At 70.8% G+C, this 14,837-nt stretch carries 12 protein-coding genes and 1 pseudogene; 12 read left to right on the top strand and 1 reads right to left on the bottom strand.

Going from position 1 to position 14,837, the window contains the following annotated elements:
- The 12 genes and pseudogenes from IE286_RS13320 to IE286_RS13265 form a co-directional block, all read left to right on the top strand.
- Positions 1-224 (top strand): annotated as a pseudogene (locus tag IE286_RS13320) (Dyp-type peroxidase domain-containing protein); the annotation flags it as partial.
- 177 nt (positions 225-401) lie between these two features.
- A complete protein-coding gene (locus tag IE286_RS13315; protein ID WP_189796891.1) occupies positions 402-2,249 on the top strand; it encodes a phospholipase C in 1,848 nt (615 codons plus the stop codon).
- 312 nt (positions 2,250-2,561) lie between these two features.
- Positions 2,562-2,651 (top strand): K(+)-transporting ATPase subunit F, encoded by a 90-nt coding sequence (kdpF, locus tag IE286_RS13310; protein ID WP_189796890.1) that lies wholly within the window; start codon positions 2,562-2,564, stop codon positions 2,649-2,651.
- 9 nt (positions 2,652-2,660) lie between these two features.
- Positions 2,661-4,322, top strand: coding sequence for a potassium-transporting ATPase subunit KdpA (gene kdpA / locus IE286_RS13305; RefSeq protein WP_189796889.1), 1,662 nt, complete (start codon positions 2,661-2,663; stop codon positions 4,320-4,322).
- Between the two features lie 44 nt (positions 4,323-4,366).
- Complete coding sequence (gene kdpB, locus IE286_RS13300; protein WP_229862630.1) at positions 4,367-6,457, top strand: potassium-transporting ATPase subunit KdpB; 2,091 nt, start codon at positions 4,367-4,369, stop codon at positions 6,455-6,457.
- Between the two features lie 5 nt (positions 6,458-6,462).
- Complete coding sequence (gene kdpC, locus IE286_RS13295; RefSeq protein ID WP_189796887.1) at positions 6,463-7,080, top strand: potassium-transporting ATPase subunit KdpC; 618 nt, start codon at positions 6,463-6,465, stop codon at positions 7,078-7,080.
- A 149-nt stretch (positions 7,081-7,229) separates the two neighbouring features.
- A complete protein-coding gene (locus IE286_RS13290; RefSeq protein ID WP_189796886.1) occupies positions 7,230-7,910 on the top strand; it encodes a response regulator in 681 nt (226 codons plus the stop codon).
- 2 nt (positions 7,911-7,912) lie between these two features.
- Entirely contained in the window at positions 7,913-10,459 is a 2,547-nt protein-coding gene (locus IE286_RS13285; protein WP_189796885.1) for a DUF4118 domain-containing protein, read from the top strand.
- Between the two features lie 235 nt (positions 10,460-10,694).
- On the top strand, positions 10,695-11,207 hold the full coding sequence (locus IE286_RS13280) for a toxin-antitoxin system HicB family antitoxin (protein ID WP_189796884.1): 513 nt from the start codon (positions 10,695-10,697) through the stop codon (positions 11,205-11,207).
- A gap of 82 nt (positions 11,208-11,289) precedes the next feature.
- Positions 11,290-12,138 carry a DUF4097 family beta strand repeat-containing protein gene (locus IE286_RS13275; RefSeq protein WP_189796883.1) on the top strand — a complete coding sequence of 283 codons (849 nt, stop codon included), beginning with the start codon at positions 11,290-11,292 and terminating at the stop codon, positions 12,136-12,138.
- 48 nt (positions 12,139-12,186) lie between these two features.
- Positions 12,187-13,188, top strand: coding sequence for an ATP-binding cassette domain-containing protein (locus tag IE286_RS13270; protein WP_229862567.1), 1,002 nt, complete (start codon positions 12,187-12,189; stop codon positions 13,186-13,188).
- On the top strand, positions 13,185-13,976 hold the full coding sequence (locus IE286_RS13265; RefSeq protein WP_189796882.1) for an ABC transporter permease: 792 nt from the start codon (positions 13,185-13,187) through the stop codon (positions 13,974-13,976). Before IE286_RS13270 ends, IE286_RS13265 begins: the two co-directional genes overlap by 4 nt.
- Positions 13,977-14,332: 356 nt before the next feature.
- On the opposite strand, the gene IE286_RS13260 is transcribed toward IE286_RS13265, so the two are convergent.
- Entirely contained in the window at positions 14,333-14,698 is a 366-nt protein-coding gene (locus tag IE286_RS13260) for a hypothetical protein (protein WP_373312696.1), read from the bottom strand.
- Positions 14,699-14,837: the final 139 nt, after the last annotated feature.

Raw genomic sequence — 14,837 nt, 5'->3', positions numbered from 1 at the left:
CCTACAACTACGACCGGGGCACGGACACCAACGGCAACCTCGACATGGGCCTGCTGTTCTGCTGCTACCAGCAGGACGTGGCCCGGCAGTTCGAAACCGTCCAGAAGCGTCTGGCCGGAGAGCCACTCACCGACTACATCACGCCGTTCGGCGGCGGCTACTTCTTCCTGCTTCCCGGCGTGCGGGACACCGAGGACTTCTACGGCCGGGCCCTGCTGACCTGAGCCCGCCCCGACGACAAGGGCTGGATGGGTCAATACCAGGTCAAGGTTTGATATGTCCGCCATGACCGGGTGTTCACCGGCACGCCATGCCCGCTCCGCCGGGACGCCGCGCTCCTCACCAAGCATCGGTAGCCGTTGTCGTGCGACAACCGCGCGTGTGTGAAGGAGTCGAAGAGCATGGCCGGCAGAAGCAGACGGACAGTGGTGAGGAAAGCGGGGGCCCTGGCCGGTGCCGCCGCGCTGGCGGTTCTCGGCGGGGCGGCGCCCACCTGGGCGGCACCCGCAGGACATGGCGGTCACCCGGACGCGGGCACGGCCACACCGATCCAGCATCTCGTCGTGCTCTACGACGAGAACGTCTCCTTCGACCACTACTTCGCCACCTACCCGAAGGCCGCGAACACCGACGGCACGACGTTCACGGCGTCGAAGAAGACCCCGAAGAACATCGACACCCTCGCGCACGCCGGGCTGCTGACGAAGAACCCCAACCAGTACGCGCCCAAGAGGCTCACCCCCTCGCAGGCCCTGACCTGCGACCAGAACCACTCCTACGGTCCCGAGCAGTACGCCTACAACGGCGGCAGGGCCGACCAGTTCGTGCAGAACACCGAGGTCGACAAGTGCAGCGGCGGCCTGTTCGGCGAGCCGGGCCTGGTGATGGACTACTACGACGGCAACACCGTCACCGCGCTGTGGAACTACGCCCAGCAGTACGCGATGAGCGACCGCTCCTACGGCTCGGTCTACGGACCCTCCACGCCCGGCGCACTGAACCTGATCTCGGGCCAGACGCACGGTGTCGTCTCCGTGGACCCGAAGTCCGGCACCGAAAACCCCCGTCAGACGTCGACGCCGGACCCGTCCACGGTCAAGTCCCCGGACGCCAAGGGCGTCGGCACGGTCGTCAACGACCCCGACCCCGCCTACGACGACTGCGCCGACAACAATCACACCAGCGGCAACGCGCTCGCCGCGATGCAGGGCAAGAACATCGGTGACCTCCTCGATGCCAAGAAGGTGACCTGGGGCTGGTTCCAGGGCGGCTTCCGCCCCTCCACCCCGTGGAACGGCGACAGCACCTCCTACGCCACGTGCGGGACCACGCACACCAACATCGGCGGTGCCGCCGCCGTCGACTACAGCCCGCACCACAACCCGTTCGCCTACTACAAGTCGACGTCCAACCCGCACCACCTGCCGCCGAAGAACGTCGACGAGATCGGCCACGGCGGCCAGGCCAACCACAACTACGACCTGACCGACTTCTCCGCCGCGCTCAAGGCGGGCAAGCTCCCGGCCGTCAGCTTCGTCAAGGCCGGCGAGTACCAGGACGGTCACGCCGGCTACTCGGACCCGATCGACGAACAGCACTTCCTGGTGCAGGAGATCAACGCGATCCAGAGTTCACCGCAGTGGAACTCCACCGCGATCGTGATCGCCTACGACGACTCCGACGGCTGGTACGACCACGCCTTCGTGACGCCCCGCAACGGCTCCAAGGACACCTCGCTCGGCTCCAACGGCAAGGCCACCGACAGCCCGGCCTGCCAGAAGGGCCCGAAGGCGGCCGGCGGCTACGCGGACCGCTGCGGCCCGGGCACCCGGCAGCCGCTGCTCGTCATCTCCCCGTACAGCAAGGTCAACAGCGTCGACCACACCCTGACGACCCAGGCGTCCATCACCCGCTTCATCGAGGACAACTGGCACACCGGCCGCATCGGCGACCACTCATTCGACGCCACGGCCGGCTCCCTGCTGGGCATGTTCGACTTCCGGCACCCCAACAACAAGCAGGTGCTGCTGAACGCGGACGGCTCCATCCGGCACATCGGCCCGATCCCGCACGTGGCACCCGTCTCCACCACCATCACCCCTGGACCGGCGATGCAGAACACCGCCGCGGCCACGGACACCGACCAGTTCCCCGCCCTCCCGCTGACCCTCGGCACCGGCGCCCTGCTCGCCACCGGCGCCCTGGGCACCTGCCTCGCCCTCCGTCGCAAGCAGCGCAGCACGGTCTGAACCAACCGGTGCCGCCGGCCCGGCGCGATCCTCCGGACGTGCCGGGCCGGCGGTTTCTCCGTCTCAGGCGACCCGGCGCCGTCACCGGCCGCTACCGATCACCGGCCGTATGAGTTCCGTCAAGACCGGGCGTCAGGGCGTATGAGAGCCGTCAAGGGACGGTCGCATCCGGCCGGAGAGGAGGTTTCCTCTTCCCGTCCCTGTTTCGCCGTACCTCATCCAGGAGCTTGCGATGGCCGATGTGGCCTTCGTCGTCGCCACCGTCGCGGTGTTCGCGCTGGTGGCTGCCGTCGCCAAAGGGGTGAGCAGGCTGTGACCGCCGAGAACGTCGTCGGCCTGGTCGTGGCCGTCGCCCTGCTGGGCTATCTCGTCGTGACCCTCGTCTTCCCCGAGAGGTTCTGAGCCGCCGCCATGAGTTCCGTCCTTGCCGATGTGCTCGTGGTGATCGCGCTGGTCGGCGCGCTCGTCCTCGTGCACCGTCCCTTCGGCGACTACATGGCCGCCGTCTACCAGTCCCCGAAGCACCTGCGTGTCGAGCGCTGGATCTACCGCGCGGTCGGCGCGAACCCGGACGCCGGGATGCGCTGGCCCGCCTATCTGCGCGGTGTGCTCGCCTTCTCCGCGGTGGGTGTGCTGTTCCTGTACGGGATGCAGCGGGTGCAGGACAAGCTGCCGCTGTCGCTCGGCTTCCGGCCGATCCCCGCGGACCAGGCTTTCGACACGGCCGCCTCCTTCGTGTCCAATACGAACTGGCAGTCGTACTCGGGAGAGACGGCCATGGGCCACGTCACCCAGACCATGGGCCTGGCCGTGCAGAATTTCGTCTCCGCGGCCGTCGGCATCGCCGTCGCGGTGACGCTGATCCGGGGCTTCGCCCGCTCGCGCACCGGTGATCTGGGCAACTTCTGGGTCGATCTGGTGCGCGGCACTGTCCGCATCCTGATCCCGGTCTCGGTCGTCGCCGCCGTGATCCTGATCGCCTGCGGTGCGATCCAGAACTTCGGCGACATCCACACGGTCACCACGCTGACGGGGGACAAGCAGGCCATCAGCCCCGGTGCCGTCGCCTCCCAGGAAGCCATCAAAGACCTGGGCACCAACGGCGGCGGTTTCTTCAACGCCAACAGCGCCCACCCGTTCGAGAACCCCGACGGCTTCTCGAACCTGCTGGAGATCTTCCTGCTGCTGGTGATCCCCCTCTCGCTGCCCCGCACCTTCGGGAAGATGGTCGGCAACGTCCGGCAGGGCTACGCGATCGTCGGCGCGATGGCGGCCATCTGGTTCCTCGCCGTGATCGCCGTCACATGGATCGAGTACGCCCACCCGGGCACCGCCGCGCAGCTCGCGGGCGGCGCGATGGAGGGCAAGGAGACACGCTTCGGGGAGGGCAACTCCGCGCTGTTCGCGGTGTCCACCACGATGACCTCGACGGGGGCGGTCGACGCCGCCCACGACTCCTTCAGCGGCCTGTCGGGCGGTGTGCTGCTGCTCGGCATGATGCTGGGCGAGATCGCACCGGGCGGTGTCGGCTCCGGCCTCTACGGCATGCTGATCATGGCGATCGTCGCGGTGTTCATCGCCGGCCTGATGGTCGGCCGCACCCCCGAGTACCTGGGCAAGAAGATCGGCGGCCGTGAGATCAAGCTGGCCGCCTGCTTCATCCTCGTCACCCCGGCCCTGGTGCTGGTCGGCACCGCACTGGCGATGGCGCTGGGCAAGGGCCGGTCGTCGATGACGAACATCGGCGCGCACGGCTTCTCCGAAGTGCTCTACGCCTACACGTCCGCGTCCGGCAACAACGGTTCGGCGTTCGCCGGTTTCGCGGCCGACACCGTGTACCACAACACGATGCTCGGCCTGTGCATGCTGCTCGGCCGCTTCCTGCCGATGGTGTTCGTCCTCGCGCTCGCCGGCTCGCTGGCCCGGCAGGCTCCCATCCCGGTCACCGCGGGCACCCTGCGCACGGAGAAACCGCTGTTCACGGGCCTTCTCGTGGGCGCGATCCTGATCATCACCGGCCTGACGTTCTTCCCGGCGCTGGCGCTGGGCCCCCTGGCCGAGGGGCTGGCGTGATGACCCCCGACACTCAGCAGACCGACACGGAAAAGCAGGACTCCATGTCCACTTCCTGCCTCGCGTCCCGTCAGGACGCACCCACCGGACCCCAGCCCGAGCGGCGGGTCGCCGGCGGGCTGTTCGATTCCCGTCAGCTGGTCACGGCGTTGCCGGACGCCGTCCGCAAGCTCGACCCCCGGGTGATGATCAAGTCACCCGTGATGTTCGTGGTCCTCGTCGGCTCCGTCCTCACGACCGTCTTCTCCTGCACCGACCCGGGCGACTGGTTCGGCTGGACCGTCAGCGCCTGGCTCTGGCTGACCGTGATCTTCGCGAACCTGGCGGAGGCGGTCGCCGAGGGCCGCGGCAAGGCCCAGGCGGACACCCTGCGCAAGGCCAAGACGGACACCGTCGCCCGGCGTCTCGCGCAAGACCGTGAGGAGCGGGTCCCCGGCACCGAGCTGAAGATCGGCGACCTGGTCGTCTGCGAGGCCGGGGACGTCATACCCGGCGACGGAGACGTCGTCGAGGGGGTCGCCTCGGTCGACGAGTCGGCGATCACCGGGGAGTCGGCGCCGGTCATCCGCGAGTCCGGCGGTGACCGCTCGGCGGTGACCGGCGGGACGAAGGTGCTGTCCGACCGGATCGTCGTCAGGATCACGACCCGCCCCGGCGAGACGTTCCTCGACCGGATGATCGGCCTGGTCGAGGGCGCGGCGCGGCAGAAGACGCCGAACGAGATCGCCCTGAACATGCTGCTGGCCTCGCTGACGATCGTCTTCCTGCTGGCGGTGGCGACCCTGCCGCCGTTCGCGGACTACGCCGGTTCCCGCCTCGGCATGGTCGTGCTGGTCGCCCTGCTGGTCTGCCTGATCCCGACCACCATCGGCGCTCTGCTGTCCGCGATCGGCATCGCGGGCATGGACAGCCTCGTCCAGCGCAATGTCCTGGCGATGTCCGGCCGCGCCGTCGAGGCCGCCGGGGACGTCTCCACGCTGCTGCTCGACAAGACCGGCACCATCACCCTCGGCAACCGGCAGGCCACCGAGTTCCTGGCGGTGCGCGATGCCACCGAGGCCGAGCTCGCCGACGCCGCCCAGCTCTCCTCCCTGGCGGACGAGACCCCCGAGGGCCGCTCCGTCGTCGTCCTGGCGAAGGAGAAGTACGGGCTGCGGGAACGCCACCACGGCGAGCTGGCCGGCGCCGAGTGGATCGGCTTCACCGCCCAGACCCGTATGTCCGGCGTCGACGTGGACGGCAGGCGGATCCGCAAGGGCGCCACCGCCTCGGTCGTCGCATGGGTCGAGGAGCAGGGCGGCACGGTCGCCGAGGACGTGGCCGGCATCGCCGGCCGTCTCTCCGCGGCGGGCGGCACGCCGCTGCTGGTCGCCGTCCAGGACGGTGCCGGGGCTCGGGTGCTCGGTGTCATCCACCTCAAGGACGTCGTCAAGGACGGCATGCGCGAGCGGTTCGAGCAGCTGCGCCGCATGGGGATCAAGACCGTCATGATCACGGGTGACAACCCGCTGACCGCCGAGGCGATCGCCGAGGAGGCGGGCGTCGACGGTTTTCTCGCCGAGGCCACCCCCGAGGACAAGATGGCCCTCATCAAACGGGAGCAGGCCGGCGGCAAGCTGGTCGCGATGACGGGCGACGGCACCAACGACGCCCCGGCGCTGGCCCAGGCGGATGTCGGCGTGGCGATGAACACGGGGACGTCGGCCGCCAAGGAGGCCGGCAACATGGTCGACCTCGACTCCGACCCGACCAAGCTGATCGAGATCGTCGAGATCGGCAAGCAGCTGCTGATCACCCGGGGCGCCCTGACGACGTTCTCCATCGCCAACGACGTCGCGAAGTACTTCGCGATCATCCCGGCGCTGTTCGCGGCGGTCTACCCCGGCCTGGACAAGCTCAACATCATGCGTCTGTCCTCGCCGGACTCCGCGATCCTGTCGGCCGTGATCTTCAACGCCCTGATCATCGTCGCGCTGGTGCCGCTCGCCCTGAAAGGCGTGCGCTACCGGCCGGTCAGCGCGGACAGATTGCTCCGGCGCAATCTCGGGATCTACGGCCTCGGCGGCCTGGTCGCCCCGTTCATCGGCATCAAGCTCATCGACCTGCTCCTCTCGCTCATTCCCGGGATCGGGTGACGGACATGGACAACTCCTCCTGGACGAACCTGGGCCGCACCATGTGGGCCGCCCTGCGCATGCTGCTCGTCCTCACCGTCGTCGCCGGCGTCGTCTACCCCCTCGCCGTCACCGGCATCGGCCAGGCCGCCTTCCACGACAAGGCCGACGGCTCGCTGATGACGGCCGACGGCAGGGAGGTCGGCTCGAAGCTGATCGGACAGAGCTGGAACCTGCCCGGTACCGACAGGCCCGACCCGAAGTGGTTCCAGGGACGGCCGTCCCACAGCGACTGCGACCCGCTGGCCACCGGCTCCAGTCAGCTGGGCGCGAGCGACCCGACCCTCGTGAAGAGTGTGAAGGAGGCCAAGGAGCAGGTCGCGGCCTTCAACAACGTACCGGAGTCGGAGGTGCCCGCCGACGCGGTCACCGGCTCGGCATCCGCCATCGACCCGGACATCTCCCCGCAGTACGCGGACATCCAGGTCCGACGGGTCGCCGAGGCCGACGGGCTGCCCGTCGCCCAGGTGCGGAAACTGGTCGCCGAACACACCGAAGGCCGCACACTGGGCTTCATGGGCGAGCCGCACGTCAACGTTCTTCAGCTCAACCTCGCGCTCAAGGACCTCGTGTCGAAGCAGTGAGGGGAGCACAAGCCATGCACGGGAGCCGCCGGCAACGCAGCCCTGGGCCGGCCGGCGTCCCCCGCCATGACGTCACGCGGCGGGCCGTCCCCGGCGAACCGGGCCCCGGCGTACGACGGGACGGCGTACGACAGGAAAGGCACACAGTCATGACCCGGGTGCTCGTCGTCGAGGACGACCCGCAACTCGTACGGGCCCTTGTGATCAACTTCCAGGCCCGCCGGTACGGTGTGGACGCCGCGCCCGACGGTGCCACCGCGCTGCGCCTGGCGGCGGCCCGCCAGCCCGACGTGGTGCTGCTGGACCTCGGCCTGCCCGACATGGACGGCGTCGACGTCATCCGAGCGCTGCGCGGCTGGACCCGCGTGCCCGTCCTGGTGCTGTCCGCGCGGCAGTCGTCCGACGAGAAGGTCGCCGCCCTCGACGCGGGTGCGGACGACTATGTCACCAAGCCGTTCAACATGAACGAGCTCCTCGCGCGGCTGCGGGCCGCGGTCCGCCGCACCGAGGCCACGCCCCTGCCCGAGACGGCCGAGGTCAGGACCGACGACTTCACCATCGACCTCGTCGCGAAGAAGCTCGTACGGCACGGGCGGGACGTCCGCCTCACCCCGACCGAGTGGCATCTGCTGGAGATCCTGGTCAGCAACCCCGGCCGGCTGATCACCCAGAAGCAGCTGCTGCAGGAGGTCTGGGGCGTCACCCAGACCAGCAAGAGCAACTACCTGCGCGTCTACATGGCCCAGCTGCGGCGCAAACTGGAGGCAGACCCGTCCCACCCGCGGTATCTCATCACCGAGCCCGGCATGGGCTACCGCTTCGAAGGATGACCATGGCGCGCGGCACGCTCCGCATCTACCTCGGCGCGGCACCAGGCGTCGGCAAGACCTACGCGATGCTCTCCGAGGCCCACCGTCGGGTGGAGCGCGGCACCGACTGCGTGGTCGCCGTCGTCGAGCATCACGGCCGGCCGCGCACCGAGGTGATGCTGCACGGCCTGGAGCAGATCCCGCGCAAGGAGCTCGAGTACCGGGGCAGCGTCTTCACCGAGATGGACGTCGACGCGGTCCTCGCCCGCCATCCCCGGGTGGCCCTCGTCGACGAGCTGGCCCACACGAACATCCCCGGCTTCCGCCATGCCAAGCGCTGGCAGGACGTCGAGGAGCTGCTGGCCGCGGGCATCGACGTGATATCGACCGTCAACATCCAGCACCTGGAGTCGCTGGGGGACCTCGTCGAGTCGATCACCGGCGTGAGGCAGCGGGAGACCGTCCCCGACGAGGTCGTGCGGCGTGCCGACCAGATAGAGCTGGTCGACATGTCCCCCGAGGCGCTGCGCCGCCGTATGGCCCACGGCAACATCTACCAGCCGGACACGGTCGACGCGGCCCTGTCCAACTACTTCCGCCCCGGCAACCTCACCGCCCTGCGCGAGCTGGCGCTGCTGTGGGTGGCCGACCGGGTCGACGCGTGTCTGAACGCGTACCGCAGCGAGCACCGGGTGTCGAGGATCTGGGGCTCGCGCGAGCGGATCGTGGTCGGCCTGACCGGCGGCCCGGAGGGGCGCACCCTCATCCGGCGTGCCGCGCGCCTGGCGGAGAAGGGGGCGGGCGGCGAGGTGCTGGCCGTGTACATCTCCCGCAGCGACGGCCTGACCTCGGCATCGCCGAAGGAGCTGGCCGTCCAGCGCACGCTGGTGGAGGACCTGGGCGGCACCTTCCACCATGTCGTCGGCGACGACATACCTGCCGCCCTGCTGGACTTCGCGCGCGGCGTCAACGCGACCCAGATCGTGCTCGGTGCCTCCCGCCGCAAGGGCTGGCAGTACATCGTCGGGCCCGGTGTCGGCGCCACGGTGGCCCGCGAGTCGGGTCCCGACCTGGACGTCCACCTCGTCACCCACGACGAGGTGGGCAAGGGCCGCGGGCTGCCCGTCGCTCCCCGGGGCGCGCGGCTCGGCCGGACCCGGCTGCTGTGGGGCTGGCTGACCGGCGTCGGCGGACCGGTGCCGCTGACGTGGCTCCTGAACTCCGTCCTGCCCGGTGTGGGGCTCGCCAACGACATGCTGCTGTTCCTGACCATGACCGTGGCGGCGGCCCTGCTCGGCGGGCTCTTCCCGGCGCTGGCCTCCGCGGTGGTCGGATCCGCCCTGCTGAACTGGTACTTCACTCCGCCGGCCCACACCTGGACCATCGCCGACCCGAAGAACATCGTGGCCATCGCGGTGTTCTTCGGTGTCGCCGTGTCCGTCGCGTCCGTGGTGGACCTCGCCGCGCGGCGCACCCACCAGGCGGCCCGGCTGCGCGCCGAGTCGGAGATCCTCTCCTTCCTCGCCGGCCATGTGCTGCGCGGTGAGACCAGTCTCGACGCCCTGCTGGAACGGGTCCGCGAGACCTTCGGCATGGAGTCGGTGGCGCTGCTGGAACGCGAGGGCGACCTCGCACCCTGGACCTGCGCCGGCAGCGTCGGCCCCCGGCCGTGCGCCGTTCCCGACGAGGCGGACGTCGACGTCCCGGTCGGCGACCACATGGCACTGGCCCTGTCGGGCCGTGTCCTGCCGGCCGAGGACCGCCGTGTGCTGGCCGCGTTCGCCGCTCAGGCGGCGGTCGTCGTGGACCGGCAGCGCCTTCAGCGCAAGGCCGACGAGGCGCAGAAACTCGCCGAGGGCAACCGCATCCGCACCGCCCTGCTCGCCGCCGTCAGCCACGACCTGCGCACCCCGCTCGCGAGCATCAAGGCCGCTGTCACCTCCCTGCGCACGGACGAGGTGGAATGGTCCGAGGACGACCAGGCCGAACTCCTGGAGGCGATCGAGGACGGCGCCGACCGCCTCGACCACCTCGTCGGCAACCTGCTCGACATGTCCCGTCTCCAGACCGGCACCCTTACGCCCCTCATCCGGGAGACCGATCTCGACGAGGTCATCCCGATGGCGCTGGGCGGCGTCCCCGAGGACAGCGTGGAGCTGGACGTGCCCGAGACCCTGCCCATGGTGTACGTCGACCGCGGCCTGCTGGAGCGGTCGGTCGCCAACATCGTGGAGAACGCTGTGAAGTACAGCCCGCCGGGGGAGCGGGTCCTGGTCTCGGCGAGTGCCATAGCCGACCGGGTGGAGGTCCGGGTCGTGGACCGTGGTCCGGGCGTCCCGGACGAGGCCAAGTCCCGCATCTTCGAACCCTTCCAGCGCTACGGCGACGTCCCGCGGGGCAACGGCGTCGGGCTCGGCCTCGCCGTGGCACGAGGCTTCGCCCAGGCCATCGGCGGCAGCCTGCATGCCGAGGACACACCCGGCGGCGGCCTCACCATGGTGCTCGCCGTACGGACGGCGCCGGAACGGCGGCCGCAGCAGCCGGACGCCCCGGCGGCGGCCGCGTGGTGAGGAAGACGCTCGGCGGCCGGTGCCGATGGCGCACACATGGCACCACCGGGCATTGCATGGTGCCACTTGGTGCCACGTGGTGCCGCGGTGGCCTCCAGAGTGCGCATGGTGTCCCTCGGCGCCCGGATCGCGTGTGACGCCCTCGCCGGGCCGGACGCGGACCGGGCGGGCTCACCCGACGCGGGATGGCTCGCCGGGCTTGCGCATGACGCCATAGTGGTGCCACTATGGCGTCATGGATCTGACGCCGTATGTCGAAACGCTCCGCCGCGAACTCGCGGTGGCCGCCGAAGCCGGCGGTGACGAAGCACGCGAGCTGGCCGAGCGGCTCACGGCTCCTCTGGAGTCGGCGACCCGGCTGACCCTGCTCAACGTGCTCTCGGCCGCCATGGACGAGATCACCCGTGAGCTCGCCCCCGGCTCGGTCGACGTACGGCTGCGCGGGCTCGACCCCGACTTCGTGGTGACCCCGCCGCCCGCCTATGGCGCCCCGCCCGCGGAACCGGCCGCACCCGCCGAACCGCTCAGGGCCCCGGCCGACGGCGACGAGGGTGGCACGGCCCGGATCAACCTGCGTCTTCCGGCCGCCCTCAAGGCCCGCGCCGAGGAGGCCGCGAGCCGTGAGGGTCTCTCGGTCAACGCGTGGCTGGTGCGCGCGGTGTCCGCCGCGGTGGAAGGCGGCGCGCGGCCTCGTCCGGCGACGAGGAGCCAGAGCGTCGGCCAGAGCTTCACCGGGTGGGTGCGCTAGCCGCTCCCACGCCCGTACGACGTCATTCACACCACGTCCCACCAGCGGGGACGCCCTGCAGACTCAGGAGGACGGGACAGCCATGCCTTCTTTCGACACCCCCGCACCGATCGCGGTCACCGCACGGGTGGAGGCCGGTTCCATCCAGTTCACCGCGAGCGACCGCCTCGACACCGTGGTCGAGGTGCGGCCCCGCGACCCGAAGAGGGACCTGGACGTGCGGACGGCCGACCGCACCGACGTCACCTGCGCGGGCGGGGTCCTCACCGTGACGACGCCCAAGCCCAGCCTGTTCGGTCTCGGCCGTACCGGCGTCGTCGACGTGACGGTCGACCTGCCCACGGGCTCGCGCATCGACATGACCGGCGCCTGGACCCAGGTGTTCGGCGAGGGCCGGCTCGGCGAGGTCCGGGTGAACACCTCCGCCGGCGACGCTCGCCTGGAGACGACCGGCCCGCTGAACCTGACCGCCTCGCACGGCTCGATCACCGTGGACCGGGTCGAGGGCGCGGCCGAGATCACCACCAGCTCCGGCAGCCTGCGCGTCGGCCTCGTCGACGGCGCCGCCGTCCTGAAGAACTCCCACGGCACCACCACCGTCGGTGCCGTGACCGGCGAGGCGCGGGTGAGCGGCGCCCACGGCGACATCAGCATCGACCGCGCCGAGGACTCGCTCACCGTCACCACGGCCCACGGCACCGTCCGCGTGGCCGAGGTCGCCCGCGGCGCCGTCCGGCTGGAGACGAAGTACGGCGCCATCGAGGTCGGGGTCCGCGAGGGCACGGCCGCCTGGCTCGACGCCGGCTCCGGCTCCGGCCAGGTGCGCAACGCGCTCACCGCGTCCGACGCGCCGCAGGAGACCGAGGACACGGTCGAGATCTACGCCCGCACCGAGTACGGCAACATCGACGTCCGCCGCGCCCGGGCCTGACCGCCGGCCGCACCCCGCCCCACCCCAGCCTTCACAACGGAGGGTCCCATGGGTCCGTCTGTCATGCCCACGTCCAGCCGGGAGGGTGCTCCGCAGCCGCCCCCCGCCATCTCCGCCACCGGTCTGCGCAAGTCCTACGGTGACAAGACCGTCCTCGACGGCATCGACCTGAGCGTCCCGGCCGGCTCCGTGTTCGCGCTGCTCGGCCCGAACGGCGCCGGCAAGACCACCACCGTCAAGATCCTCACCACGCTCGTCTCCGCGGACGGCGGGCAGGCCCGGATCGCGGGCCACGACCTCACCACCGAGGCGCAGGCTGTACGCGCCGCCATCGGGGTCACCGGCCAGTTCTCCGCGGTCGACGGTCTGATCACCGGCGAGGAGAACATGCGGCTGATGGCGGACCTGCACCACCTGCCGAAGCGGGAGGGCCGCCGCGTCGTCGCCGGACTGCTGGAACGCTTCGATCTCACCGACGCCGCGAAGAAGCCCGTCTCCACCTACTCCGGCGGCATGAAACGCCGCCTCGACATCGCCATGACCCTGGTCGGAAATCCGCGGATCGTCTTCCTCGACGAGCCGACCACCGGCCTCGACCCGCGATCCCGGCACTCCATGTGGCAGATCGTCCGCGAGCTGGTCTCCGGCGGCGTCACCGTCTTCCTCACCACCCAGTACCTGGAGGAGGCCGACGAACTCGCCGACCGTATCGCGGTGCTGAACGACGGCCGGATCGCCGCCGAAGGCACCGCGGACGAACTGAAGCGGCTGGTCCCCGGAGGGCACGTCCGCCTCCGCTTCACCGACCCGGTGGCCTACGAGAACGCCGCGTCCGCCCTGCGCGCACCGCAGCGCGACGACGCGGCCCTCACCCTGCGGATCCCCAGCGACGGCAGCCAGCGCGCACTGCGCTTGCTCCTCGACCGCCTCGACGCGGCCGGCGTCGAGGCCGGCGAACTGACCGTGCACACACCGGACCTGGACGACGTGTTCTTCGCCCTGACCGGCGAGGACGGCGTGCCCCAGCAGCCCAAGGAGGCCACCCGATGAGCTCTCTCGCCCTCGCCGTGCGTGACTCGTCCACGATGCTGCGGCGCACCCTCCTGCACACCCGCCGCTATCCGTCGCTGACGCTGAACCTGCTGCTCACGCCGGTCATGCTGCTCCTGCTCTTCGTCTACGTCTTCGGCGACGTGATGAGCGCCGGCATCGGGGGCGGCGGAGCGGACCGCTCCGAGTACGTCGCCTATCTCGTCCCGGGCATCCTGCTGCTGACCATCGGCAGCACCACGATCGGCAGCGCCGTGTCCGTCGCCATGGATATGACGGAGGGCATCATCGCCCGCTTCCGCACGCTGGCGATCCACCGAGGGGCGGTGCTCATCGGGCACGTCGTGGGCAGTGTGCTGCAGTGTGTGATGAGCGTGCTGCTCGTCGGGGCGGTCGCGGTGGCGGTCGGCTTCAGGACCACGGATGCCACAGCCGTGGAGTGGCTGCTGGCGATCGGACTGCTGACGCTCGTCTCCCTGGCGCTCACCTGGATCGCGGTGGGCATGGGCCTGTCCAGCCCGAACCCCGAGAGCGCAAGCAACGCCGCCCTGCCGCTGATGATCCTCCCGCTCCTGTCCAGCGCCTTCGTCCCGGTCGACGCGATGCCGGGCTGGTTCCGGCCGGTCGCCGAGTACCAGCCCTTCACCCCGGCCATCGAGACCCTGCGCGGCCTGCTCCTCGGCACCGGGATCGGCCACAACGGCTGGCTCGCCGTGACCTGGTGCCTGGGCCTTGCGGTACTCGGCTACCTCTGGTCCACGTCCCTGTTCGCCCGCGACCCGAAGTAGCGGGAGACGGCGCAGGACGTGAGCCACACCCTCGCGGGGCCGCGACCGGAACAGGGGGACCGGCCGCGGCCCCGCCCTGCCCGCCGGCAGCATCGGCCGAGCCGGGCCACGGCGCCTGAAGCGCCTCGTCCGGGAGGAACCGGCCGATGGAGCGCACCGCGCACATCTGGACTGACGAAGCCGAGCTGGTGGTGCGTGGAGCCTCGCAGCGCGATCGGATCGCGGTCGACGTCGTCCAGGTCATGCTGTTCGGCCCGCGACTCCTCCCGCGCCTGCGGTCGGCGCGCCGGTCCGAGCGCCGGCCGGCCCGCCATTCCAGTGCCTGGGTATCGGACCAGTGCCCTGGGCGGCCGCCGTCAGGCGGCGACGGAGGGGCTGCCCTCGTGCTGACGGCAGTCGCGGCAGCGCCCGGGCGCATGCGCGCGGAACGCCCGCTCACAACCGTCGCAGGTCTGGAAGGGCGGCGGCACGGCCGGGCGGGGGCTGCTCTCCGCGTACGGGCCCGGAGGCGGTGCGGGCAGGGGAGTCTCCCGGAGGCGGTAGGCGAGGATGCCCGCCGGGCGGGCCAGGAAGCGGTCGGGGAGCCCCGTGGTCAGCTGCGCGGTGATCTGCTGGGGTGTCACACCGGCCGCGAGCCACTGGGCGACGGCCGGCGCCAGACGCGCGGCCTCCTTCTCGGACAGGACGAGACGCGGATCGACGCGACGGAGCGAGGCCAGCACGGCGACCGCACGAGGGTCGGCGTCGGAGAGGGATGCGGGGCCCTGCGACGGGTCCGGAGCGGGGGCAGGGGCGGGGGCGTGAGCAGGAGCAGGAACAGGAGCAGCTGGGGTTGAAGCGGGAGCAGGAGCGGAAGCGGGA

Origin of the sequence: Streptomyces thermodiastaticus, from assembly GCF_014656135.1 — a bacterium.
In the GTDB taxonomy this organism is placed as follows: Bacteria; Actinomycetota; Actinomycetes; order Streptomycetales; family Streptomycetaceae; genus Streptomyces; species Streptomyces thermodiastaticus.
Note: the sequence above shows the minus strand (reverse complement) of the source record. Positions and strands in the feature narration are given on the sequence as shown.

Excerpts from the sequence above, each read along its gene's own strand:
- IE286_RS13315 (WP_189796891.1), top strand. The coding sequence starts at position 402 with ATGGCCGGCAGAAGCAGACGGACAGTGGTGAGGAAAGCGGGGGCCCTG.
- kdpA (WP_189796889.1), top strand. The coding sequence starts at position 2,661 with ATGAGTTCCGTCCTTGCCGATGTGCTCGTGGTGATCGCGCTGGTCGGC.
- kdpB (WP_229862630.1), top strand. The coding sequence starts at position 4,367 with ATGTCCACTTCCTGCCTCGCGTCCCGTCAGGACGCACCCACCGGACCC.
- kdpC (WP_189796887.1), top strand. The coding sequence starts at position 6,463 with ATGGACAACTCCTCCTGGACGAACCTGGGCCGCACCATGTGGGCCGCC.
- IE286_RS13290 (WP_189796886.1), top strand. The coding sequence starts at position 7,230 with ATGACCCGGGTGCTCGTCGTCGAGGACGACCCGCAACTCGTACGGGCC.
- IE286_RS13285 (WP_189796885.1), top strand. The coding sequence starts at position 7,913 with ATGGCGCGCGGCACGCTCCGCATCTACCTCGGCGCGGCACCAGGCGTC.
- IE286_RS13280 (WP_189796884.1), top strand. The coding sequence starts at position 10,695 with ATGGATCTGACGCCGTATGTCGAAACGCTCCGCCGCGAACTCGCGGTG.
- IE286_RS13275 (WP_189796883.1), top strand. The coding sequence starts at position 11,290 with ATGCCTTCTTTCGACACCCCCGCACCGATCGCGGTCACCGCACGGGTG.
- IE286_RS13270 (WP_229862567.1), top strand. The coding sequence starts at position 12,187 with ATGGGTCCGTCTGTCATGCCCACGTCCAGCCGGGAGGGTGCTCCGCAG.
- IE286_RS13265 (WP_189796882.1), top strand. The coding sequence starts at position 13,185 with ATGAGCTCTCTCGCCCTCGCCGTGCGTGACTCGTCCACGATGCTGCGG.